We start from the raw sequence: 23,335 nt of genomic DNA on the forward strand, positions 1-23,335 counted from the left end.
GAGGCAAATGTCAGTCGTCAAAACCGGCCTGCTCGTGAATCTCGTCCACATTCAATTCCAGCCGATACGCCACCGCCACAAATAACGCCTGACACAAACACAAGGTCGCACTCAACGAACGGAACGCCAATGCGCTGCCCTCATTCACCAGCAGCAGGCTGTTGGCGTTTTTGGCCAAAGGCGAGAGGTGGCTGTCGGTGAGGATCAGGGTGTTGGCCTGTTGCTGGCGGGCGTAGCGCAGGCAGTGCTGGGTTTCCTTGGCGTAGGGGGTGAAGCTGATGGCGATGACCAAATCGCCGCTACGCACGCTGCGCATCTGCTCGCGATAACTGCCGCCCAGTCCGGAAACCAGATGAATCCGCTTGTGAGTGTGTTGCAAGTTGTAAACGAGGTAGTCGGCGACGGCGAAGGAGCGACGTACGCCGACGACATAGATGTTGTCGGCGTTGACGATCAGGTCGACGGCTTTTTCGAAGGCGACGTCGTCGAGTTCGCGGCCCAGGCGTTCAATGCCGGAGCGGGTGGCGTCGATGCATTCGCGGGCGAGGTCGCCGTCGCTGGCTTGCTGCGACTGGTTGGCGATCATGCTGCGGATGCGTTGCTGGTAGTTGTGCACCGGCGAGGCTTTGTGGGTGTAGGCGGCGCGGAACAGCGCCTGCATTTCGCTGAAGCCGCTGAACCCGAAGCGCTGCGAGAAACGCACGATGGCGGACGGATGCACCTCGCATTCCCGGGCGATGTCGCTGATGCGATCGACCATGATCCGGTCGCTTTGCTGGCTCATGTAGCTGGCGATGCGCTTGAGTTGGCGCGGCAGGGTATCGTATTCGTCGGTGATCAGTTGCAGCAGACGCTCGGCATTGATCGGAGGGCTGGCGAGGGGGCGCTCGTCGTTGGCCGGCAGATCGGGGCGGGGCATAAGTTATCCTTTGAGCTGATCGTTCAACCTGTGGCGAGGGAGCTTGCTCCCGCTGGACTGCGCAGCAGGCCCAAAAATGGGGGCCGCTTCGCGACCCAGCGGGAGCAAGCTCCCTCGCCACAAAGTGCTGGGTTGTGGCTGATGTTAGGAGGGCTTTTGGGGTTCTGCTTGGCTGAAACGATGCACCGGGAGAAGAAAAATTCGCGATGAGGCATCAGCGGTTAGCCGTTTGTCTTCTATATACAGCCGCTGGACTGAATTTCTTGCTATAAACGCACTCCGATGACCGCTACGAAGCCTGTGTCAGAGCTGTTTACGGCTGTTGTCGGACAAATTCCCGGTATTTAGAGTTGCTGAGGCCTCAAACGGGCCTTAGACTGCCGCCCCTTCGTAAATTGAGTGCCGGGTGGCGTTTGCAATAAACGATGCCTTTTCGTCGACCGGACACGGTTCGCCGGAACGCTCCCTATTTCGCCTTAATGCACGTTTTTTTATAGAGATATCAATGACAAAGGACAAGTTGCTGGCCATGCCGGCAGATGACTACATGAATGCCGAGCAACACGCTTTCTTCACTGAGCTGTTGCAGAACATGAAAGTCGAAACCCACGAGCGCATTGAGCAAAACCGTATCGCCATCGAAAGCCTGGACACTCCGGCCGACCCGGCGGACGCGGCTTCGGTTGAAGAAGAGCGCACCTGGCTGGTGAACGCGATCGATCGCGACCAGCGCATGCTGCCGCAACTGGAACAAGCCCTTGAGCGCATCAAGGAAGACAGTTTTGGCTGGTGCGACGACAGCGGCGAAGCCATCGGCCTGAAACGCCTGCTGATCAGCCCGACCACCAAATACTGCATCGAAGCTCAAGAGCGTCACGAGCAGATCGACAAGCACCAGCGTCAGGCCTGATTCCATGGCTGCCCCCTGAATCGGGGGCGCCTGCAAAAGATCGCAGCCTTCGGCAGCTCCTACACGAGCTGACGGGGCTGCGATCTTTGCTTTTGCTCGTCCGCGATATTTTGCGAGCGGTTCCATTGACCTGCTGCAGACTCCACGACTAACGGACCATGGATAATGGCGTTCTAGTGGCGTTTAATGCAGTCACAACAATGAGAACAAGCGTGGGGTGTTGATATGACGAGAGATGGATCTCTGGTTGGGGCTTTGCCCGCACCAGTGCTGTTGCCGAAAAACCGCTGGATCGCTCCGACCCTGCAAAGCATCGCCCTGATGCTGTTGCTCGCGGGCATGACGCTGGGTGGAGTTTCGCTGTACATCGGCCTGCCGCTGGCGGTGCTGATTGTCTGGCTGCCGCGCCTGCGCTCGCGGGCCACCCCTGATGCTGCGCCTGTCGATGCCGGCAGCGCGATTGCCGAACTCACCCGCGATCTTTCCTACACCACCAGTCATAACGCGCTGTCAGCCGCCGGTGTGGCGTTTTCCGTCAAGCAACTGGCGGGCAAACTTGAATCGCAACTCGATGCGGCGGCGCAGATTGTCAGCAACGCCGAAGTGATGATCGCCACCGAACACGCCACTTCGCAGCTCAGTCGTGAAGCGCTGGACGCCGCCAGCGAGGCGCATCACAGCAGCGCGGCGGGGCGCACCGAGCTGGTGGACTCGATTGCGCGCATGCATCAACTCAGTCAACGCGCCAACGCCAGCCGTGAGCTGATCGAAGCCCTGAGTCTGCGCAGCGATGATATTCAACGGGTGACCCTGGTGATTCAGTCGATCGCCAGCCAGACCAATCTGCTCGCCCTGAACGCGGCGATTGAAGCGGCGCGGGCGGGCGAGCATGGTCGGGGATTTGCGGTGGTAGCGGACGAGGTGCGCGGTCTGGCAGCGCGGACGGCCTCGGCGACCGGCGAGGTTGGGGAGATGGTCGCCGATATTCAGCAGCGCACCGCGCAAGTGGTGGAGCAGATCCGCGAGCTGTCCAGCGATCTGCAGACCGGTGTCGAACAAGTTGAAAACACCGGCCAGCATCTGCAAAACATCGCGCGGTTGGCGGCAGGGGTGGAAGGTCAGGTCGGCGAAATCGCCCGTGGTGCGGAAACCAATCGCGAGCAGCTCGACAGTCTGTTTAAGGCCATTGAGCAGATGCGCAGTGATCTGGCGATCAGCGATCAGCAGACCCGACGCCTGGCCGAGGCCGCTGTGCAGATGGAAGGGCAGGCGGAAACCATCAGCGAGCGTCTGGCCGAAGTCGGTCTGGATGACTATCACCAGCGCGTCTATGACCTGGCGCGTGAGGGCGCGAGTCAGATTGCGGCGAGGTTCGAGGCGGATGTCGAGCAGGGGCGGATCAGTCTTGAGGATTTGTTCGACCGTCAATATCAACCGATTCCCGGGACGCAACCGGCGAAGTTTCAGACCCGTTTCGACCGCTACACCGATCAGGTGCTGCCGGCGATTCAGGAGCCGTTGCTGCCGCGCCATGAGGGGTTGGTCTTCGCCATCGCCTGCACGCAGCAGGGTTATGTGCCGACGCACAATCTGGCGTTCAGTCAGCCGTTGACTGGCGACGTGCAGGTCGACGCGGTGGGTAACCGTACCAAACGCAAGTTCGCCGACCGCACCGGGATTCGCTGCGGCAGCCATCAACAGGCGGTGTTGCTGCAGACCTACACCCGTGACACCGGGGAGCTGATGCACGACTTGTCGGTGCCGATCATGGTCAAGGGCCGGCATTGGGGCGGACTGCGCCTGGGTTATAAACCGGAGAGTCCGCGCTGATCGATTGTTACCGCTCGCGCAATGAATCTGTGCACGTGGGTTGCTGTTTCCTCTGTGACGAAGTCATTAACATGGCTATTAGTTAGGTAGCTAATGAAGTCGAGAGGTCAGTATGTGCAGAGTCGATGTCGCGGTGATGATTGGCAGTGGTGTGCCCGCCGGATTGCGCGCGATGGGCCAGAGCGTCTGCTGGGTGGTGTTGCTCAATGGTGAGCGGCGTGGCACCGCGTTCGCCAGTCGCGACGAAGCGGAGGAGTGCAAGGCTGCCTGGCTCGCGCAATTGATGGCCGAGCCTGGCGACAGCCTGCACTGACATTTATTAACGTCCGTCGTGCAGGCGTACGTTCAATTCATCGACCATCACCGCTTCTTCGCCGTCGGCGCGCAGCCACTCCTTCAGCAGTTGCGCCTGTTGCGGTGTCCAGAACTCGGCGTCGATCAACTTGGTGTTGGCATCCAGCGGATGCGCTTCGATGAAATCGTCGATTGCCCCGTTTTCCGATGGCAGGCCCAGTTGGTCGAACAGGGTTTTCAGATCATATGCAGGCAGTTCCATCGTGTACTCCTTTTGCGTGTGCCGGAATGGCGCTGTCGCTCGCTCTTTATCTGAGGCAGCCGTTGGACAAGAGTTCGATTCGTGATTCAAGCGAGCGGGCGAGGGCGCACGCCTCGTTATGGTCTTCGCGGAAACCTCTTACACGACCGGTGGAAGATTCCTTGATATGAAAGAACGCGTTACCCGCTGGAACTACTTGAAATCGCGGTCTGTGACTGCCTGCTCCATGCTCTTCAAGTTCAACCAGATTGGTGCCTTGCAGCACGAACGGCGAGTCAATGCCAGGGTTGGAAGGCTGGGCAAAGTGAGTCAGAGTGCACATATGAAGTCCTTTTCATGAGGTAGCCGACGGTTACAGGTCGGTTCGGGTAGTCGGAAGCAGCATCGCTGCTCTAGAATCGCCAGCGTCTGTTGACGACAGGTGCCTATCTAAAGCAATTTTTTACCGGCGATATGTCGGAAAAGGGCTTTTTTTCGTCAGTTTTTTCCCTAAAGTTTGTAGTCCGTCTTCGTTGCGCTTCAATGAAGATTTTTCCTTCAAGGTTTGGCGAACGTCGAGGCAGGTTTCTCGCCTGACTTTCCAGTAGTCTTGCGAACCCATTGATGAATGGGCGTTCTGCTTGTCTCAGGTTTACTGAAGTCATTCGGTAACAGCATCGGCCTGGCCGTTTTTTTGCCGTGCGCGTTTTGGCGCAGGGTACTTTTCAGATGTGGGGATGTTTCTTTGGCAGTCAGTAATCTCGATATGCATGCTTTGTTCGTGTTGGGTGATTTGCGTGCAAAGCTGGTCAAGCTGTTTCAATCGCGTTTTGTTTACATCACCGAACAGAATGCCGAAGGTATTTACGTGGCCGAGATCGACACCGAAAGTGCATTGGTGGTCGATGACAAACCGGGACTCAAGCTCAAGGTCGGCGATCATTTCAGCGCGGCCGTGCTGCCCAGCCGCGAAGGCGGCAAGATGGACATCCGCTTTCGCGAAATCAAACTGACGGTGTACGGCCTGGGCGATTACGCCTTTGTCGATACAGCGGACGGCCACGCGATTCTGTTCAAGGAAGGCCACAGCGTGGTGACGGTTTTTGCCGCACACCAGCAACTGCAGGAAGGCCTGACCAAGACCCTGAAAGCCGTTACCGGTAAAGCGGCGAAGTGGCGCAAGGGCGAACTGATCACGTTCAAGGCCAGCGAGTGATCGGTGGTTTGAGTCGCGCCGACTTCCATTCGCAGAACCTCGACCGTGCGCGTGAAGAGGCATTGCGCCTGTTCAACGCCAAAGCCGAATTGCAGGGCGCGTGGCTGAACTGGGTGGCAGCGCAGATCTACACCTTGCGGCCTGCGGAATACGCCAGCATGGTCAGACGCGAGCTGCAAAGCTTGCAGGAAAAGTCTGAAACATAACCTCGCCGGGATTGGCCCCCGGAAAAAGCAGGAACCTCGGCTACAGTCAGTTGACTGAGTATTCAGAGGCTTGCGGTCTTCTGCCAGGCCATCCTGCTATTGCTGTGAACAGCACGAGGTGCAAAGCATGAAAGGAATTCGACGGCTATTGGCCGCCAGCGTGGTCACGTTTGGTGTGCTGACATCGGCGCAACCGGTGACGGCGGCGCAAACGCCCATCCATTTTGCCGACCTGAACTGGGAAAGCGGCAGCCTGATCACCGATGTCCTGCGGATCATCGTCGAGAAGGGCTATGGCCTGCCGACCGATACGCTGCCGGGCACCACCATCACCCTGGAAACCGCGCTGGCCAACAATGACATTCAGGTCATTGGCGAAGAGTGGGCCGGGCGCAGTCCGGTGTGGGTCAAGGCTGAAGCGGAGGGCAAGGTCGTCAGTCTCGGTGATACGGTCAAGGGTGCCACTGAAGGCTGGTGGGTGCCGGAATACGTGATCAAGGGTGACCCGGCCAAGGGCATCAAGCCGCTGGCGCCGGACCTGCGCAGTGTCAGTGATCTGAAGAAATACAAGGATGTGTTCAAGGACCCGGAAAATCCGAGCAAGGGTCGGTTCCTCAACAGCCCGATCGGCTGGACCTCGGAAGTGGTGAACAAGCAGAAGCTGACCGCTTACGGCCTGCAGGACGATTACACCAATTTCCGCAGTGGCTCGGGTGCGGCGCTGGATGCCGAAGTCAGCTCTTCGATCCGTCGGGGCAAACCGGTGCTGTTTTATTACTGGTCGCCGACGCCGCTGCTGGGCAAATTCAAACTGGTGCAGCTGGAAGAGCCACCGTTCGATGCCGAAGCGTGGAAGACCCTGACCGATGCCGATAACCCCAATCCGAAACCGACCCGTTCGCTGGCGTCGAAGCTGTCGATTGGCGTGTCTACGCCGTTCCAGAAGCAGTATCCGCAGATTGCCGATTTCTTCAGCAAGGTGGATTTCCCGATCGAGCCGCTGAACAAGGCGTTGGCCGAGATGAGCGAGAAGCACACCGCGCCACGCCAGGCGGCGGAAGCGTTCATGAAGGCGCATCCGGAGGTGTGGCAGGCGTGGGTGCCGAAGGATGTGGCGGAGAAGGTCTCCGCTGATCTGAAATGAGATGGGCTTCTGTGGCGAGGGAGCTTGCTCCCGCTCGGCTGCGGAGCAGTCGCTATCTCGGAAAATGCGGTTTTAATGATTAACCGCGTCAGCCGATTTCAGGGCTGCTTCGCAACCCAGCGGGAGCAAGCTCCCTCGCCACAGGTTATGTGTCGACTTAGAATCGAGTTTGCACCGCCAATTCAAAGGTACGCGGCGTACCCAGATAGTAAGCCGGCGACACATGCGCAAACTCGGCATACACCTCGTTGGTCAGGTTACGCACCCGGCCGGTGACGGTGGTGTGCGAGTCGACCTTGTAGCTGAGGAAACTGCCGAACAGTGTGTACGACGGCACGGTCATGGTGTTCGCCGTGTCCGCATACACCGATGCCACATACCGCGCATCGACCCCGCCTTGCCATTGCGGCGAAAAATCATAAGTCAGCCACAGATTGCCTACCCGATCCGGAACGTTGGTCGGCGTGTTGCCCTTGCGTGAAACCACCACGCCAGCGGCGTTCTTTTCGGTGAAGTCGTCGTATTGCGCATCGACCCAGGCGAAGTTGCCTTCGGCCAACAGCTTGTCGGTGATCCGCAGGGAGCTGGCGATCTCGATGCCTTTCGAGGTTTGCTGACCTACCGGGATGCTGCTGGTCGGGTCCAGCGGATCAGTCACGGCGAAGTCCTTGCGCTCGATGGTGTAGGCGGCAACTGTCGCCGAGCCACGGCCATTCAGGTAGTCGAACTTGCTGCCGATTTCCCACTGCTTGCCGGTTGATACATCGAAGTCCTGCGTGCCGTTCGGTTGTTCGGCGGCGGTGCTGTATTGCACGTAGACGTTGGCGGATGGAATGAACTGGTAGGTCAGGCCGACGCGCCCGGTGACCGGCTCCCAGCTGCGCTTGAGGTGCTTGGGATTGGCGGCCGTGACGGTGCGATGGTTGGTCACGTCGAGGTCGATGTCGTCGTAACGCAGGCCGGTGAGCAGCGCCAGTTTGTCGGTCAGTGCCAGGCGGTTTTCCACGAACAGCGCCTTGGTGGTGACCTCGTTGGTCTTGTCGCTGATCAGTGCCGGGTTGGTGCCGGGAATATCGTAGAAATGCCCCGGACGGTAGTTGTTCGGATCGACCGTGCTTGCGCCTTTGATGTTCAACGGCGAGTTGGTGGTCTGGTTGACCTTGTACTCGAAACCGCCGGACCAGGTGGTGTCGAGGCCGAACAGGGTATTGTCGTGGCGCAGTTCGAACTGGTTGCCGTTCTGCTCGCCCTGATGCCGCACTTGATAGGCGGTGGAACGGTTAACCGCCGAGTTGTCGGCGTTGTATTGATAGGTTTCGAGGTTGCGGTAGTCGCGCTGGCTGTCGAGGTGATACAGCGTATTGCGCAGGGTGGTGCTTTCGTTGATCCGATAGTCGATGATCGAACGCACCCAGATCGTGCGCTGTTCGTAGCGCCCATCCTCGACGTTGTAGTTGTTGAAGCGATTGTGTTTGTCGATCTTCAGTTCGCCAGCCTTGGGGTTGAGTACCGGCGTGCCCCAGTACGGGCTGTCTTCGTGTTCGTCCTGATATTCCAGGGCCAGGGTGTGCGACAGGTCCGGCGTGAGGTCGCTGAGCAACGAGAACGCCACGCTCCAGGCATCGCGCTCCTGCCGGTCGATGTAGCCGTTGCTGGTGTTGTGGCTGACATCGAGGCGCGCGTAGTGCTGCACGTCGGCCCCCGGGTCGGTCAGCGCATGGTTGAGGCCGAACGCGGTTTCCGTGGTGTCGTAACTGCCGTAGCTGACGCGACCTTCGGCGGCTTGTTCGTCGCGGGTCGCCAGTTTGGTCACATAGTTCAGCGAGCCGCCGACCGAGCCTGCGCCGTTGATCAGCGATGACGGACCGCCCACCAGTTCGACCCGATCATAGATCCACGCATCCACCGGTCGGGCGAGGCCGCCGGAGACGGTGACGCCGTTGAACATCTGGGTGATCTGGCTGCTGGTGAAACCGCGATAGGAGACGAATCCGCCAAAGCCTGGCGGCGCGCTGGCATTGACCCCGGGCAGGGTGTTGGCGGCGTCCTGGAAGTTCTGTGCGCCGTGGCGTTCGATGTCGTTGCGATTGGCGACGGCCACCGAGGCCGGTGTGTCGCGCACGCTAAGGCCGAGGCGCGAAGCCATGCCGCTGGATTGATCGAGGCTCAGGCCCGGTTCGCTGGTGGATTCGCCGTCGATGGTGATCGGCGCCAGATCCACGGTGGATTGCGCCCAGGCGTTGAGGGACAGGCAGCCGCACAGGCTCGCCAGCAGAGGAATATATTTCATCGTTGAATCCTGAATGCTTGTCTGGGAATCAGCGCACAGGCGAACGCCGCGCGTTGGCGCAGTGGGCTGACAAATCAAAAAGGCAAAGACACTCAGGCGAGCGGTGGGGCGCGAGGGTTGGCCGAAGGCCAGGTGAAGCGGGCAGGGAGGTCGGCGCTGACGATGGGTGCCAGCGGCGGGCTGTGTTGCTCGGGCAGAACCGCGAGGGTCAGGCTGGAGTTGAACGCCGGACCCATACCGCCGCCGACCGAGCACAGCGGACAGCCGAACGCCTTGGACAGGGTCGGCAATTGTTCTTCGCTGGGATTGCTGGTCAGCGGCGCTTGAGTGGCCGGGTCGACCGTACAGAACTGGCCGCCGATGCCGTTGAGCTGCATCCCGACCATTTGCCCGTGACCGATGCTGCAGGCGAACACGTTGAACAGGACGCAGCAATAAAGCATCCAGGCCAGCAGTGAGCGATCGGAACGGGTGAATTTCATGGGGCGGCACTTTACCGTACCGCTGATCGGTCGTGCACTTCAAAAAATGCCAACTAGGATGTTTTGTTCAAATCCCTCGAAAGGATTCTCGACCATGACCTTTGTGTTGGCTCAATGGCTGGTGACGATATTTGCGGCAATCGCCCTGGTACACGTGTATTGGGCGCTGGGTGGGCAATGGGCGGCGGTGGCGGCGGTACCGCAAGTGCCGGTGCAAGGACTGGTGGTGACGGTGCGACCGGCGTTCAAACCGTCAGGCTGGATCACCTTGTTGGTGGCGGCGGCATTATTGGTGATCGCCGCGCTGGTGTGCATGCGCGTCGGCTGGGGCATGCCGGCGGTGCATCACAAGGCATTGCAATGGGTGATCAGCGCGATTGCGTTGTTGATGTTTGCCCGGGCGATCGGCGATTCGAATCTGGTGGGGTTTTTCAAGGAAGTGAAAGGGTCGCGGTTTGCGCGGCTGGATACCTGGGTGTATTCGCCGCTGTGTCTGGTGCTGGGGGCGGGGTTGTTGGCGGTAGCTTGGGTCTGACCCGGTTCATGTGTTGGCAATACCGGCCTCTTCGCGGGCAAGCCCGCTCCCACAGTGATTGTGGGTGTTCACAAGTAATGGGCTCCATCCAAAACCCTGTGGGAGCGGGCTTGCCCGCGAAGAGGCCTGCCCAGACACCGCCGAATTAACTACCGCTCTCGGTCCTGCGACTGCTCACCTCAGCCGGCACATCATCCCCGGCCATGCGCTTGCGGAACAAAGCCGCCCGCGCCAGCAGCAGGGTAGTCACCGGCACGGTGATCGCCAGCAGGATCGGAATCAGCCAGGCATGCATCACCGGCCCCGACTTGAGTGCCGAGAAACAGATGATCGACGCCAGTGCCACGCACCACGCGCCGATTGTAGAGGCCAGCGCCGGCGGGTGCATGCGCTGGAAGTAATCCTTCATGCGCAGCAATCCGGTCGCGCCAATCAGCGCAAACACCCCGCTGAGCACCAGAAGGATCGCCACCGGAATCTCCACCCACAACGACAATTGCGCATTCATTCGATCACCTCGCCACGCAGCAGGAATTTCGCCAGGGCAAACGAGCCGACGAAGCCGAACAGCGCGATCAGCAGCGCCGCCTCGAAATAAGTGTCACTGGAATAGCGAATGCCCAGGGTCAGCATCATCAGCATGGCGACGATGTACAGGTAATCCAGCGCCAGCACTCGATCCTGTGCCGACGGCCCCTTGAACAGGCGAATCAGGGTCAGGATCATTGCCAGCGAGAACAGGAACAGCGTCAGCAGAATCGCGTTCGACAGCAGCGGGCTCATTCGAAAATCTCCATCAACGGCTGCTCGTAGGCAGTCTTGAAGTGGTGGATGAAGTGCGCCTCGTCATCCAGATCCCAAACGTGCAGCAGCAGAATGCTGCGATCCAGCGCCAGCTCCGACCACACGGTGCCGGGCACCACGGTGCAGATCATCGCCAGCGCGGCCAGACCGTTGGCATCGCGCAGGTCCAGCGGCACTTTGACGAAGCCTGAGCGCGGCGGCCGGCGACCGGCATTGAGCACTCCCCAGGCGACGATCAGATTGGACATCACCACATCACGGCCCACCATTACGAACAGGCGCAAAATCGTCAGCGGGCGGCGGATGCGCACCTGTTTCGGGCGCAGCTTGCGCATCATCAACGGTGCGGCGAAGCCGAGTATTGCGCCGAGCAGCAGGTTGCCCGGGCTGACGGACAGGTTCAGCGTCAGCCACAAAACCCACAACGCCAGTGACAGCAACGGTGCCGGAAATACGCGCTTCATGGCTGCACCTCCAGCATCGCCGCTTTGGCTTCAGGACTTGGCACGGCGCGGGTGCCGAGCACCGCCATCACGTATTGCTGCGGGTTGTTCAGCGCGTCGGCGGTGGCCTGGGTGTAACGCAGCAGCGGTTCGGCCTTGAAGGTCAGCGCGATGCTCAGCCCCAGCAACAGGAAGATCGGCGCGCATTCAAGCTTGCGCAGCAGCGGCGACGGGCGTTCCTCGGGCGTCCAGAAACGCTGGACGCCCATGCGCGCCAATGCCATCAGCGAAGCCAGTCCGGAGAGGATCAGCAGCGTCAGCAGCGCCCATGCAGCGCTCGAGATCGGCGCTTCGCCGCCCAGCCCCAGCGGATTGAGCAGGGCGCCGATCAGGCTGAGCTTGCCGATGAACCCGGACAGCGGCGGCATGCCGATGATCAGCAGCGCACACGCGATGAAACTCAGGCCGAGAAATGCCATGGTCCATGGGATGACCTGACCGACCACGGCTTTCTGCTCGTCATCGAGGTTGATGCCTTTGGGCGGTTGCAGCGATTCCTGCGGACGCGGCAGCAACTCGCTTTCATCCTCCAGCGGAATCTCGTTGGCCGAACGCGAGCGCTCGATCAACTCTGCCAGCAGGAACAGTGCACTCAGGGCGAGAGTCGAGCTGACCAGATAGAACAGCGCCGCGCCGATCAGGTTCGGCTGAGCGAAACCCACCGCCGACAGCAGAATCCCGGCCGACACCAGAATGCTCAGGCTGGCCATGCGTTCCAGGCGTTGCGCGGCCAGAATCGCCAGCGCCGCGCAGGCGATGGTCGCCATGCCGCCGTAGATCAGCCAGTCGCCACCGAAGAACGCCGAAGCCCCGGCCTGCCCGGAGAACAGCAGCGTCCACAGACGCAGCAGGGTGTAGACGCCGACCTTGGTCATGATCGCGAACATCGCCGCCACCGGCGCACTGGCCGAGGAGTAGGCCGGCACCAGCCAGAAGTTCAGCGGCCACATGCCGGCCTTGGCCAGGAATGCCACCGCAAGAATCCCCGCACCGGCGTGCAGCAAGCCACGATCGGCTTCCGGCACCAGCGGAATCTTCAGCGCCAGATCGGCCATGTTCAGGGTGCCGGTGACGCCGTAGATCAGCGCAGCGCCAATCAGGAACAGTGACGAGGCCAGCAGGTTGATCGAGATGTAATGCAGCCCCGACGAAACCCGCGCCCGACCCGAACCGTGCAGCAACAGACCATAAGAGGCGGCGAGCAGCACTTCGAAGAACACGAACAGGTTGAACAGGTCGGCGGTGAGGAAGGCGCCGTACAGGCCCATCAGCTGAATCTGGAACAGCGCGTGGAAGCTCGATCCCGCGCCGTCCCAGCGCGCCATGGCGAACAGCAGGGCGCTGACGCCGATGATCCCGGTCAGTACCAGCATCAAGGCCGACAGGCGATCGACCACCAGCACGATGCCGAACGGTGCTTGCCAGTTGCCCGGCAGATACACGCCAATGGAACCGGGCACGCCGGTGGTTTGCGTCCACTGCAGCAGCATCACCGAAATGAACAGGCCGACGAGGCTCGAGAACAAGTTGATTTTCGCCTTCAACGGTCGGTGCTTTTCGCCGAGCATCAACATGATGGCGGCGGTCAGCAGCGGCAGCAGGATCGGTGCGGCGATCAGGTGGGTCATCGCCATCATTCCTTGGGCTCCCGGCCGTCGACGTGGTCGGTGCCGGTCAGGCCCCGCGACGCGAGCAACACCACCAGGAACAGCGCAGTCATGGCGAAGCTGATGACGATTGCGGTCAGCACCAGGGCCTGCGGCAGCGGATCGGTGTAGTGCAGCAAATCCTGTGTCACGCCGTCCTTGATCACCGGTTCTTTACCGATGAACAGGCTGCCCATGCTGAATATGAACAGGTTGACCGCGTAGGACAGCAGGCACAGGCCCATGACCACCTGAAATGTCCGTGGCCGCAATACCAGCCACACGCCGGACGCGGCGAGCACGCCGATGGCGATTGCGATGACTTCTTCCATCAGACGGCTCCTTTGCTGGCGACGGACTTGGGCAGTGACGCGGTCTTGTGACCCCGCACCGATTGATGGGCGAGGGCGGTCAGGATCAGCAACGTCGAACCGACCACCACGGCGTACACGCCGATGTCGAAGAACAGTGCGCTGGCGATATGGATCTCGCCCAGCAGCGGCAAGGCGAAATGCCAGGTGTGGGTGGTCAGGAACGGATAACCGACCGCCATCGCCCCAAGACCGGTGGCGGTGGCGAACAGCAGGCCAGTGCCCATCCAGCGCAGCGGTCGCAGGCTCATTTGCGCCTCGACCCACTGCGTACCGGCAACCATGTATTGCAGGATGAACGCCACCGACATCACCAGTCCGGCGACGAAACCGCCGCCCGGCTGGTTGTGGCCGCGCATGAACAGGTAGAACGACACCACCAGCGCAATCGGCAGCAACAGGCGCACCAGCACCGCGGGCACCATCATGAAGCCCAGCGCGGTGTCGCTGGCGCTGCGCGGGTTGACCAGATCGGTGACCACGTCCGGCGCGAGCAGGCGTTGTTGGGCCGGCAACTGCAGGCTTTCTTTTGGCGGGCGGAAACGTCGCAGCAGGGCGAACACGGTCAGCGCCACGGCCACCAGCACGGTGATTTCACCGAGGGTGTCGAAGCCACGGAAGTCCACCAGCATCACGTTGACCACGTTGCTGCCACCGCCCTCGGGCATGGCCCGGCTGAGGTAGAACGAGGAAATGTCGTTGGGCGTCTGCCGCGTCAGCATTGCGTAGGACAACAGCGCCATGCCGGCACCGACGGCAATCGACAGCAGCAAGTCGCGCAAGCGCCGTACCCGGGCCTTGCGCAGGCTCGACGGCAATGGCGAGACTTCTTCGATGCGTCGTGGCAGCCAGCGCAGGCCGAGCAGGATCAGCACCGTGGTCACCACTTCCACCGCCAGTTGCGTCAGCGCCAGATCCGGCGCCGAGAACCAGACGAAGGTCACGCAGGTCATCAGCCCGCAGACGCTGACCATGGTCAGGGCCGCGAGACGGTGATACTTGGCTTGCCACGCGGCGCCGAGGGCGCAGGCAATCGCCAGCAGCCACAGGGTGACGAACACGATGGAACCCGGAATCTTCGGCCGGTCGCCCCAGCTCAGGCTGCTGTGCAGCATCGGGATCAGGCCGGCGAGGACCGCCGCCAACACCATCAGGAACAGTTGCATCTGCAGGCGGCGGGTGCCAAGTCGGCGTTCGACCCGGCGGGCCATGCGCATCATCAGGACCAGACTGCGCTCGAACAGGCGCTTGCCGTTGAAGCGGCCCACCAGCGGCGGGTATTTGAAGCGGCCACGCTTGAGCTGGTTGCGCAGCAGCAGATAGACCACGATGCCGCCGGACATGGCGATCAGGCTCATGATCATCGGCGCGTTGAGACCGTGCCAGATCGCCAGACTGTACTCAGGCAGCGTTCCACCCACCACTGGCAGTGCGGCGGCCGCGAGCAGCGGGCCGACCACTTGCGCCGGGAAGATCCCGACGATCAGGCAGGTGAACACCAGCAGTTCGACCGGCGCACGCATCCAGCGCGGTGGTTCGTGCGGGGTGTGCGGCAGATCGGTAGCGGTCGGGCCGAAGAACACGTCGACGGTGAAGCGCAGCGAGTAGGCGACGCTGAAGGTCCCGGCGATGGTCGCGACAATCGGCAACGCCGCTTCAACCCACGCGGTGGCGTTGATGAACACGGTTTCGGCGAAAAACATTTCTTTCGACAGGAAGCCGTTGAGCAACGGCACGCCAGCCATCGACGCACTGGCAACCATCGCCAATGTGGCGGTGAACGGAATCAGTTTGATCAGGCCGCTGAGCTTGCGGATGTCGCGGGTGCCGCTTTCGTGGTCGATGATCCCGGCGGCCATGAACAGCGAAGCCTTGAAGGTCGCATGATTGAGGATGTGGAACACCGCCGCGACCGCCGCCAGCGGGCTGTTCAGGCCCAGCAGCAAGGTGATCAGGCCCAGATGGCTGATGGTCGAGTAGGCCAGCAGGCCCTTGAGGTCGTTCTGGAACATTGCGCAATAGGCGCCGAGCAACAACGTACACGCACCGGCGCCGCTGACGATGTAGAACCATTCTTCACTGCCGGACAATGACGGCCACAGACGCGCAAGCAGAAACACTCCAGCCTTGACCATGGTCGCCGAGTGCAGATAAGCCGAAACCGGAGTGGGCGCCGCCATGGCGTGCGGCAGCCAGAAATGGAAGGGGAACTGCGCGCTTTTGCTGAGGGCGCCGATGAGGATGAGGGGGAGCAGGATAGGGTAGAGGGCATGTGCGCGAATCTGATCGCCGGCGGCCAGGACCTTGTCCAGGTCATAGCTGCCGACGACATGGCCGAGGATCATGACCCCCGCCAGCAGGCATAGTCCCCCGGCACCGGTGACCATCAGCGCCATATAAGCGCCACGCCGGGCATCGGCGCGGTGGTGCCAGTAGCCGATCAAAAGGAACGAGAAGAGGCTGGTCAGCTCCCAGAAGAACACGATCTGGATCAGGTTGCCGGAGATCACCAGCCCGAGCATGGCGCCCATGAACGCCAGGAAAAAGGCGAAGAAGCGCGGCACCGGATCGTCCGGCGACATGTAATAACGCGCATACAAAGAGACCAGCGCGCCGATGCCCAGCACCAGCAGCGAGAACAGCCAGGCGAAGCCGTCCATGCGCAGGACGAAGTTCAAACCGAGGCTGGGCAGCCACATGAATTCTTCGCGGATCACCCCGCCGTGGGCGATTTGCGGGTACAACAGCGCGACCTGCACGGTGCCGATCAGAGCGACCAGACCTGCCAACAGGGATTCGCTATTACGCGCGTTGTGTGGCAGCACCGCTGCCAGACAGCTGCCAATGAATGGCAGAAGCAGTAGAACTATCAGGGACATAGGCTTCTAATCTGCGGAAGTTTGTGAAGCATCATACGTGCCAGCTCCCTGATTACCAAACCCGAGGATGTCTCAGAATCCTACAAAGTAGTCTGAAAAATTTGGTTTGGCCTTGTTTCAAGGGCGAAAAAAGATCGCAGCCTGCGGCAGCTCCTACAGGGATATGCATTCCATGTAGGAGCTGCCGCAGGCTGCGATCTTTTGATCTTCGCGCTCAATTGCCGCTGTCGTTCTCCAGGGCACCCTCAACTTCGACGTCAACCTTACCCTTGGTCTTCAACTCACTGACAATCACCGCCGCCACAATCAACCCCGCGCCAACCAAGGCAATCGCCGGCAGACGCTCCCCGGCAATCCGCCCGACGATCCCGGCCCAGACCGGCTCACCGGCATAGATCAAGGTTGCCCGGGTCGGCGAAACGCTTTTCTGCGCCCAATTCATCGCCACCTGAATCGCCGCACTCGCCGCGCCGAGGCCCAGAGCAGTCACCAGCAAGGTCCAGGAAAAATCCGGGAGTGCTTCACCTGTCGGCACCACCAGCAGGAACGACAGCACCGAGGTCGCCGCCAGTTGCACCACGGTCACCCGACGCACATCGACCTGACCGGCGTAGGTGCTGATCAGAATGATCTCGGCGGCAATCGCGATGGCGCTGATCAGCGTGGCGATTTCTCCGGGGCTGAAATTCAGCGAAGCCCCGGAAGGCCCGGACAACAGCATCAACCCGGTAAACGCCAGCATGATGCCGATGCTTGGCATCAACCCCGGACGACGGCCCAGCACCAGCCATTGCAGCAACGGCACGAAGGGCACGTACAGCGCGGTGATGAATGCCGACTGGCTGCTCGGGATCGTTTGCAGGCCCACCGTCTGCAGGCCGTAACCGAGCATGATTGCCACACCGATGAAGGATCCGGCCTTGAGTTCAAACAACGTGAGTTCACGCAAGTGACGCCAGGAGAACAGCGCGACGATGCACGCCGCAGCGGCAAAGCGCAGGCCGACAAAAAACATCGGGCCGCTGACGGTCATCGCGTGTTGCACCAGCAGGAACGTGCCGCCCCAGACCATGGTGATCAGCACCAGCACGCACTCGGCCTTGCTGAAGCGGGAAAAGCGGAGAGAGGTGGAAGATTCGTTCACTGACGTCATGACCTTGCGCACTATAAAAGGCAGGACGCACAATGCGCCCAACGTTGCGCAGTATACTGCCCAACCCCACCGAGTGAGCAATATAGTGCACAAAGATTCCAGCCAACGGGCGTCCGTCCTGCAACACGTCAGCCACAACGTCCGGCGCCTGCGCCACGCTGCCGACATGAGCCAGACCGCGCTGGCGGAAAAGTCCGGCGTCAGTCGGCGCATGCTGGTGGCGATCGAGGCTGGGGAAAAGAATGTCAGCCTGACCACCCTTGATCGCGTTGCCGAAGCGCTCGACGTGGCCTTCAGCGACCTGATCCAGGCCCCCGACGCACGCGATACCAGCCGCATCAACGAGGTGGCCTGGGCCGGCGTCATTCCGGGGAGTAAAGCGGTGCTGTTGTCCAAGGCCACCGCCACCCGCGAGGTCGAGCAATGGGAATGGTGCCTGCAGCCGGGCGAAATCTATCCCTCACAACCGGACGCCGATGGCTGGAGTGAACAGATTTATGTGTTCGAAGGTTGCCTGACGCTGACGGTCGGCGATGTGACCAACACCATTTCCACTGGCGAGTTTTTCATGTTTGCCAGCAACCAGCCGCACGGCTATCGCAACGACGGAACGGTCGCGGTGCGGTTTGTGCGTAATGTGGTGATTTGAAATGAATCAGAACGCAGACATCCTGATCATCGGCGGTGGCCTCAGTGGCACGATGCTGGCCGTGCAATTGCTGCGACTGCCCGGCCAGCGCCGGATCCAGATCATCGAACCGCGCGCCGAGCTCGGTCGCGGTGAAGCCTACAGCGCCGTCGAGCTTGGCCACACGCTCAACGGCAATGCGGCGCGCATGAGTGTCGACCCGGACAACCCCGATGACCTGACTCAATGGCTGACCGCGCACATTGCCGCCGGTGGCTGGCCGGAATCTGCCGAGCAGAATGTGCCGGTCAGCGAACTGTTCCCGCCACGCGGGCTGTTCGGCGTGTATGTGCAGCAGCGTCTGGCCGAGGCGCGAATCGTCGGTGCGCAGCGGGGGTCGAGCGTCGAGCATATCTGCGCCGAAGTCGTCGATCTGCAAAGCGAGGCCGATTCGGTGCAACTGAGTTTGAGTAATGGGCAGACTCTGCGCGGTGCCTACGCCGTGCTCGCCACGGGCATGTTCCCCGCCGCCCGCACGCCGCAGAAAGAGTCCAGCGGCCTGAACGCCGCAGCGCTTGATCCGTGGGATGTCGCCGCCATGCGTCAGCTCGATCCGCAATCGACCGTGCTGATCATCGGCTCCGGCCTGACCATGGTTGATGCGGTGGTTTCGCTGGAGCAGGCCGGGCATCGCGGGCCGATCGAAGTGTTTTCCCGTCACGGACTGTTGCCCCATGTGCGTCGGCAACCGCCGGCGTGGGTGGATTTTCTTGCCGAAGATCAGAGCATCCGCACACCGCGACAATTGTTGCGCGAACTGCGCAGGCATTGCCGCGAGGCGATCGCTCAGGGCATCGATTGGCAAGCGCCGCTGGACACGGTGCGGGCGCATATCGGACGGCTGTGGAGCCAGGCGACTGACCTGCAGCGTCGACAATTCGTACGCCATGTGCGGCCGTGGTGGGAGAGTCATCATCATCGGTCACCGCCGTTGAGTGCGGCGTTGGTTGAGCGCTTGCATAACCAGGGACGCTTGCGAATTCAGGCGGCGTCGTTCAAGGGGCTTGAGCCTGCATCGGGCGAGGGTGCGAGTATTCGCATTCGGCGTCGTGGCGAGGCGCAAACCTGTGTGGTGCAGGGTGCAGCGCTGATCAACTCCAGTGGCATCGAGTACGACTGGCGCCGCGTCGCGCGACCGCTGCCGCAGCAGTTGCTGGCGCGCGGGCTGGTGCGTCCGGGACCGTTGGCGCTGGGGATTGCGGCGGCGGTGGACGGTGCGGTGCTGGACGCTGACGGGCAGGCCGGCAGCCGATTGTTCGCGATGGGGCCACCGCTGCGCGGGATGTGGTGGGAGAGCACGGCGGTGACCGATGTGGCGTTGCAGGCGAAGATGTTGGCGGCGCGGCTGGTTGATTGATGTTGTTGTGACTGGCCCCATCGCTGGCAAGCCAGCTCCCACAGGGTTTTGCATGGATCACAAAATCTGCGAACAACACAGAAAACTGGGGTAGCTGGCAAGACAGCCTCAATAGGGGTTTGCATGGATCACAAAATCCGTGAACAACACAAACCACTGTGGGAGCTGGCTTGCCAGCGATGGGGCCAGTTCAGCCAATGATTATCTCGGCAGCGCATTCATCAGCCAGCGCTGGCGAATCTGCTCCAGGCGCCCGTCGGCGCGCAAGGTTTCCAGCGCCTGTTGCCAGCGTTTGACCTGACCCGGATCGGTCTGTAGCGAAAAAGCAATGTAGGTGTCCTGTTTCATCAGCGACATCTGATACTGCAAGCGTCCCGGTTCCATGCCCTGGGTACGGGCCAGGGCGGCGGTGGACAGGGTGTCGGAGACCACGAAGTCGGTTCGGCCCAGACTGAACAGGCGCATCATCTGCTCAGGGGTTTCGACACCGTCGAGATTTTTCAGGTTTTGCCGTTGCAGGTAGCTGTAGACCAGCCATTTGCGCGGCACGCTGATGCGCCCGGCCTGATCCGCCTCTTGCAGCGAACGTACCGGTGGCTGGCTGTAGGCGTGGCCGTAGAGGGCGGTTTCGACTTCGATCAGCGGCCCGACCCATTGGTAACGATCATCGCGCTCGTCGGTGCGCAAAACCGTGAAAACGCCCGTATTCGGGGTCTCGCTGGCGGTGCGCAGGGCACGCAGCAACGGTACTTGTTGCAGCACGATCCGGTCACCGGTCTGTTCGGCCAGCGCGCGCACCACATCCACGCCATAACCCACCAGTTGATCGCCTTGTTGAAAATGCAGGGGCGGGTGATTGTCGGTGAGCAGTTGCAGGTCCGCCGCATTGGCCGCCAGGGCCAGGAGTGACAGCAGACACGCGGCAATCCGTTTCATGAATCGTCCCTGAAAAATTGAGCGCGAAGCTTAGTACGGGCCGGGGGTGGCTGTCGTGAGGAATGTGAGGGGCTTTTGCGTCAGAAACCAAGGCGGATTGGCAGAGCCAGGCGCAGACAAAACCGTTCTGGCGATAGTGGTGGATCAGTCAACATTTGAAGTGACGGACCTGACCTGTTCGCGAGCAAGCTCGCTCCCACGGTCTGTACTGGTCAGAGTCAGAATCGAGTCTGTAGTCCCGCCCACCCCTTCAAGTCTAAACATACAAGCGAGCCTGCTCGCGAAAGCGCAGTGTCAGTCAGCATTGATGTCACTGACCGAATGCCTTCGCGAGCAAGCTCGCTCCCACATTGGTTTGTGGTGTGGGGGGGGGTGGCTGGAGGGTTATGCCACCACGCGATAGCACGGCACATACGCCGCGCCGCCCGGCAGTTTCATTCGGTGTTGGGCGACGAAGGCTTTGAGCAGTGCGTCGAGCGGCTGCATGATCGCCGCGTCACCGCGGATCTGATACGGCCCGTGTTCTTCGATCAGACGAATGCCCTTGTCCTTGACGTTGCCGGCGACGATCCCGGAGAACGCGCGGCGCAGGTTGGCCGCCAGTTCGTGGGGCGGCTGGTCGCGGTGCAGCTTGAGGTTGGCCATGTTTTCGTGGGTCGGATCGAACGGACGCTGGAAGCTTTCGTCGATCTTCAGCAGCCAGTTGAAGTGAAATGCGTCGTTGCGCTCGCGGCGGAACTGCTTCACCGCTTTGAGGCCGGAGGTCATCTGCCGGGCGACTTCGGCCGGGTCGTCGATGATGATCTGGTAGTGCTGCTTTGCCGCATCGCCGAGGGTCGCGGTGACGAAGGCGTCGAGCTGTTCCAGATACGGCGCGGCATGTTTCGGCCCGGTCAGGATCACCGGGAACGGCAGGCCTTCGTTGTCCGGGTGCATCAGGATGCCCAGCAGGTACAGGAACTCTTCGGCGGTACCGGCGCCGCCCGGGAAGATGATGATGCCGTGGCCGACCCGGACGAACGCTTCCAAGCGTTTTTCGATGTCCGGCAGGATCACCAGCTCATTGACGATCGGGTTCGGCGCTTCGGCGGCGATGATCCCCGGCTCGGTCAGGCCGAGGTAGCGCCCACCGTGGATGCGCTGCTTGGCGTGGGCGATGGTTGCGCCCTTCATCGGGCCTTTCATCACACCGGGGCCGCAACCGGTGCAGATGTCTAGGCTGCGCAGGCCCAGTTCGTGGCCGACTTTCTTGGTGTATTTGTATTCTTCGGTGTTGATCGAGTGACCGCCCCAGCACACGACGATTTTCGGCTCCACACCGGGGCGCAGGGTGCGCGCGTTGCGCAACAGGTGGAACACGTAGTCGCTGATGCCTTGCGAGGTGCTGAGGTCGATGCGTTGGCTGTCGAGTTCGTTTTCGGTGTAGACGATGTCGCGCAGGGCGCTGAACAGCATCTCGCGGGTGCTGGCGATCATTTCGCCGTCGACGAAGGCGTCGGCCGGGGCGTTCAGCAGTTCGAGGCGCACGCCGCGATCCTGCTGGTGAATGCGGATTTCGAAGTCCTTGTAGGCTTCAAGAATGGTTTTTGCGTTGTCGACATGGGCGCCGGTATTGAGGATGGCCAGGGCGCACTGGCGGAAGAGGGTGTAGGTGCTGCCGGATCCGGCTTCGCTCAGTTGCTGCACTTCACGTTGAGAAAGGGTTTCCAGGCTGCCTTTCGGGCTGACCGAGGCGTTGATTACGTGTCGTTGGGTCATGCAATGATCCTTAAAACGATGTCATTCCAATGGCAGGCAAATGGCATCCGAATAGTGTGTATCCATGAATGAAGATGGCACGATCTGCGCTGTACCGCCATGTCCCCGTTGGACGCTGAAGAGATGAAAAGGGCCCCCAGCATAGCTAAATCGCGGAGAGAGGCGATAATGCGCAGCGAGTTTTTTCCGTTGCCCTTTTTATCGCTCAAGGAAGTCATGCCTGATGTTCGAGATCCAGCCGATGGACCCAGCAACGTTTCGCCAGCAGACCCGGCGCAGCACGCTCATCATCGCGGTGCTGTTCCTGGTGCTGGCGATGGCGCTTTCGACGGCGGCGGTGGCGCTGTTCGGCGAACCCGGCGGGGATAATCTGCGCTTCAACGTCGGCGGGGTGTTCGTCGCGTTTCTGCTGACAGCGGCGCTGATGCGCGCGCAGTTCTGGCAGCAGCCGTGGATGGCCCCGGCGGTCTATAGCTGGCGGCTCAAGCGCAGCCTGATGAGCGTGACCAACGTGATGCATCAGGTAACCGCTGCGGTGGAACAGAACGATCCGACGGCGATGAAGGTGCTGCGTTTCTATCATCTGGGGCTGACCCAGATGCACGAACTGGACGGTAACTCCAGCGATCACGCGCAATTGCACCGGGAAGTCGAAGCGCACAAGGCGCGGATGCAGGCGCTGGGTCTGGAGATCGACCAGAAGCGCCTGGATCCTGCCTGGCTGCAAGCCTTGAAACCCACCGCGCGTTAAAACGGAATACGGCTGGCGCGGCGCAGTTTCCACGCACGGACCAGGCGCCCGTAGACCAGCAGGTTGATCACCAGCACCACACTGCCCAGCGCCAACTGGATCTGCGGCGTCAGCCCGGCGGGATAGATGATCGGCCAGATGTAGTGCTCGATGAAGCCGCCGGCGTATTCGGTCTGCCCGGCGGCGTGGCGCATCAGGTTTTCCCAGTAAGTCAGCGGACAGGTCAGGTGCAACACCTCGACCGCCACGCCCCATGCAGCCGCCGGCAGATGCAACCACATCAGGCGTGGCCACTTGAGCACCAGCAACCCGCCGAACAGCACGAACAGAATGAAGCACAGATGAAACAGCACCAGCCCGTCGGCTGCGATTCGGTACAGCATGTCGTCTCCCTGACGCGGTTGTGAAGGTCTCCATGGTAC

25 protein-coding genes are annotated in these 23,335 nt (G+C 61.1%); 10 read left to right on the top strand and 15 right to left on the bottom strand.

What is annotated here, in order from left to right; genetic code table 11:
• Positions 1 to 10 precede the first annotated feature (10 nt).
• A complete protein-coding gene (locus ABV589_RS25660) occupies positions 11 to 919 on the bottom strand; it encodes a MurR/RpiR family transcriptional regulator (RefSeq protein ID WP_007966905.1) in 909 nt (302 codons plus the stop codon).
• A gap of 505 nt (positions 920 to 1,424) precedes the next feature.
• Here ABV589_RS25660 and ABV589_RS25665 point away from each other — a divergent pair.
• From ABV589_RS25665 to ABV589_RS25675, 3 genes are all read left to right on the top strand, one after another.
• Positions 1,425 to 1,829 carry a TraR/DksA family transcriptional regulator gene (locus tag ABV589_RS25665; protein ID WP_003225981.1) on the top strand — a complete coding sequence of 135 codons (405 nt, stop codon included), beginning with the start codon at positions 1,425 to 1,427 and terminating at the stop codon, positions 1,827 to 1,829.
• A 225-nt stretch (positions 1,830 to 2,054) separates the two neighbouring features.
• Positions 2,055 to 3,659, top strand: a complete 1,605-nt coding sequence (locus ABV589_RS25670; protein ID WP_367084167.1) for a methyl-accepting chemotaxis protein — start codon at positions 2,055 to 2,057, stop codon at positions 3,657 to 3,659.
• Positions 3,660 to 3,771: 112 nt separating this feature from the next.
• Positions 3,772 to 3,972: a hypothetical protein gene (locus ABV589_RS25675; protein ID WP_007966907.1), complete on the top strand. Its 201-nt coding sequence runs from the start codon at positions 3,772 to 3,774 to the stop codon at positions 3,970 to 3,972.
• Between the two features lie 6 nt (positions 3,973 to 3,978).
• Here ABV589_RS25675 and ABV589_RS25680 read toward each other — a convergent pair whose 3' ends face one another.
• Entirely contained in the window at positions 3,979 to 4,215 is a 237-nt protein-coding gene (locus ABV589_RS25680; RefSeq protein WP_095666879.1) for a DUF2789 family protein, read from the bottom strand.
• 46 nt (positions 4,216 to 4,261) lie between these two features.
• Complete coding sequence (locus ABV589_RS25685; RefSeq protein WP_367084168.1) at positions 4,262 to 4,537, bottom strand: hypothetical protein; 276 nt, start codon at positions 4,535 to 4,537, stop codon at positions 4,262 to 4,264.
• 402 nt (positions 4,538 to 4,939) lie between these two features.
• Here ABV589_RS25685 and ABV589_RS25690 point away from each other — a divergent pair, with 402 nt between their 5' ends.
• From ABV589_RS25690 to ABV589_RS25700, 3 genes are all read left to right on the top strand, one after another.
• On the top strand, positions 4,940 to 5,410 hold the full coding sequence (locus ABV589_RS25690; RefSeq protein WP_007966910.1) for a hypothetical protein: 471 nt from the start codon (positions 4,940 to 4,942) through the stop codon (positions 5,408 to 5,410).
• Between the two features lie 8 nt (positions 5,411 to 5,418).
• Positions 5,419 to 5,616, top strand: coding sequence for a hypothetical protein (locus ABV589_RS25695; RefSeq protein WP_027612962.1), 198 nt, complete (start codon positions 5,419 to 5,421; stop codon positions 5,614 to 5,616).
• Between the two features lie 127 nt (positions 5,617 to 5,743).
• Positions 5,744 to 6,760 carry an ABC transporter substrate-binding protein gene (locus ABV589_RS25700; protein ID WP_367084169.1) on the top strand — a complete coding sequence of 339 codons (1,017 nt, stop codon included), beginning with the start codon at positions 5,744 to 5,746 and terminating at the stop codon, positions 6,758 to 6,760.
• 157 nt (positions 6,761 to 6,917) lie between these two features.
• On the opposite strand, the gene ABV589_RS25705 is transcribed toward ABV589_RS25700, so the two are convergent.
• Together ABV589_RS25705 and ABV589_RS25710 are read right to left on the bottom strand one after the other, a co-directional pair.
• Positions 6,918 to 9,050 carry a TonB-dependent receptor gene (locus tag ABV589_RS25705; RefSeq protein WP_367084170.1) on the bottom strand — a complete coding sequence of 711 codons (2,133 nt, stop codon included), beginning with the start codon at positions 9,048 to 9,050 and terminating at the stop codon, positions 6,918 to 6,920.
• A 92-nt stretch (positions 9,051 to 9,142) separates the two neighbouring features.
• Positions 9,143 to 9,532, bottom strand: coding sequence for a DUF2946 domain-containing protein (locus ABV589_RS25710; protein WP_047598254.1), 390 nt, complete (start codon positions 9,530 to 9,532; stop codon positions 9,143 to 9,145).
• 94 nt (positions 9,533 to 9,626) lie between these two features.
• Here ABV589_RS25710 and ABV589_RS25715 point away from each other — a divergent pair, with 94 nt between their 5' ends.
• Positions 9,627 to 10,067, top strand: a complete 441-nt coding sequence (locus ABV589_RS25715; RefSeq protein WP_007966915.1) for a DUF3995 domain-containing protein — start codon at positions 9,627 to 9,629, stop codon at positions 10,065 to 10,067.
• Between the two features lie 145 nt (positions 10,068 to 10,212).
• Here the strand turns inward: ABV589_RS25715 and ABV589_RS25720 are convergent, their stop codons facing one another.
• From ABV589_RS25720 to ABV589_RS25750, 7 genes are all read right to left on the bottom strand, one after another.
• On the bottom strand, positions 10,213 to 10,575 hold the full coding sequence (locus ABV589_RS25720; protein ID WP_007966916.1) for a Na+/H+ antiporter subunit G: 363 nt from the start codon (positions 10,573 to 10,575) through the stop codon (positions 10,213 to 10,215).
• Positions 10,572 to 10,850 carry a K+/H+ antiporter subunit F gene (locus tag ABV589_RS25725; protein WP_367084171.1) on the bottom strand — a complete coding sequence of 93 codons (279 nt, stop codon included), beginning with the start codon at positions 10,848 to 10,850 and terminating at the stop codon, positions 10,572 to 10,574. Before ABV589_RS25725 ends, ABV589_RS25720 begins: the two co-directional genes overlap by 4 nt.
• Positions 10,847 to 11,335 carry a Na+/H+ antiporter subunit E gene (locus ABV589_RS25730; protein ID WP_007966918.1) on the bottom strand — a complete coding sequence of 163 codons (489 nt, stop codon included), beginning with the start codon at positions 11,333 to 11,335 and terminating at the stop codon, positions 10,847 to 10,849. The genes ABV589_RS25725 and ABV589_RS25730 overlap by 4 nt, the downstream gene beginning before the upstream one ends.
• Positions 11,332 to 13,011, bottom strand: coding sequence for a monovalent cation/H+ antiporter subunit D (locus tag ABV589_RS25735; protein WP_367084172.1), 1,680 nt, complete (start codon positions 13,009 to 13,011; stop codon positions 11,332 to 11,334). The genes ABV589_RS25730 and ABV589_RS25735 overlap by 4 nt, the downstream gene beginning before the upstream one ends.
• Positions 13,008 to 13,352, bottom strand: a complete 345-nt coding sequence (locus ABV589_RS25740) for a Na+/H+ antiporter subunit C (protein ID WP_003225953.1) — start codon at positions 13,350 to 13,352, stop codon at positions 13,008 to 13,010. The genes ABV589_RS25735 and ABV589_RS25740 overlap by 4 nt, the downstream gene beginning before the upstream one ends.
• The gene (locus ABV589_RS25745) at positions 13,352 to 16,270 is read right to left on the bottom strand and encodes a monovalent cation/H+ antiporter subunit A (protein ID WP_367084173.1); all 2,919 of its coding nucleotides are present in this window, start codon (positions 16,268 to 16,270) and stop codon (positions 13,352 to 13,354) included. The genes ABV589_RS25740 and ABV589_RS25745 overlap by 1 nt, the downstream gene beginning before the upstream one ends.
• A gap of 214 nt (positions 16,271 to 16,484) precedes the next feature.
• Positions 16,485 to 17,423, bottom strand: a complete 939-nt coding sequence (locus tag ABV589_RS25750; RefSeq protein ID WP_367084174.1) for a DMT family transporter — start codon at positions 17,421 to 17,423, stop codon at positions 16,485 to 16,487.
• 85 nt (positions 17,424 to 17,508) lie between these two features.
• Between ABV589_RS25750 and ABV589_RS25755 the strand changes: the two genes are divergently transcribed.
• A complete protein-coding gene (locus tag ABV589_RS25755) occupies positions 17,509 to 18,072 on the top strand; it encodes an XRE family transcriptional regulator (protein ID WP_367084175.1) in 564 nt (187 codons plus the stop codon).
• A gap of 1 nt (position 18,073) precedes the next feature.
• On the top strand, positions 18,074 to 19,468 hold the full coding sequence (locus ABV589_RS25760; RefSeq protein ID WP_367084176.1) for an FAD/NAD(P)-binding protein: 1,395 nt from the start codon (positions 18,074 to 18,076) through the stop codon (positions 19,466 to 19,468).
• A 201-nt stretch (positions 19,469 to 19,669) separates the two neighbouring features.
• On the opposite strand, the gene ABV589_RS25765 is transcribed toward ABV589_RS25760, so the two are convergent.
• Entirely contained in the window at positions 19,670 to 20,404 is a 735-nt protein-coding gene (locus ABV589_RS25765) for a transporter substrate-binding domain-containing protein (RefSeq protein WP_367084177.1), read from the bottom strand.
• Positions 20,405 to 20,788: 384 nt separating this feature from the next.
• Positions 20,789 to 22,162 (bottom strand): nucleotide 5'-monophosphate nucleosidase PpnN, encoded by a 1,374-nt coding sequence (gene ppnN / locus ABV589_RS25770; RefSeq protein WP_367084178.1) that lies wholly within the window; start codon positions 22,160 to 22,162, stop codon positions 20,789 to 20,791.
• A gap of 223 nt (positions 22,163 to 22,385) precedes the next feature.
• Here ppnN and ABV589_RS25775 point away from each other — a divergent pair, with 223 nt between their 5' ends.
• Positions 22,386 to 22,913: a DUF3087 domain-containing protein gene (locus ABV589_RS25775; RefSeq protein WP_367084179.1), complete on the top strand. Its 528-nt coding sequence runs from the start codon at positions 22,386 to 22,388 to the stop codon at positions 22,911 to 22,913.
• On the opposite strand, the gene ABV589_RS25780 is transcribed toward ABV589_RS25775, so the two are convergent.
• The gene (locus ABV589_RS25780; RefSeq protein ID WP_367084180.1) at positions 22,910 to 23,296 is read right to left on the bottom strand and encodes a DUF2784 domain-containing protein; all 387 of its coding nucleotides are present in this window, start codon (positions 23,294 to 23,296) and stop codon (positions 22,910 to 22,912) included. The two genes, ABV589_RS25775 and ABV589_RS25780, sit on opposite strands and share 4 nt — an antisense overlap.
• Positions 23,297 to 23,335: the final 39 nt, after the last annotated feature.

It is taken from the genome of Pseudomonas sp. HOU2 (genome assembly GCF_040729435.1).
GTDB lineage: Bacteria > Pseudomonadota > Gammaproteobacteria > Pseudomonadales > Pseudomonadaceae > Aquipseudomonas.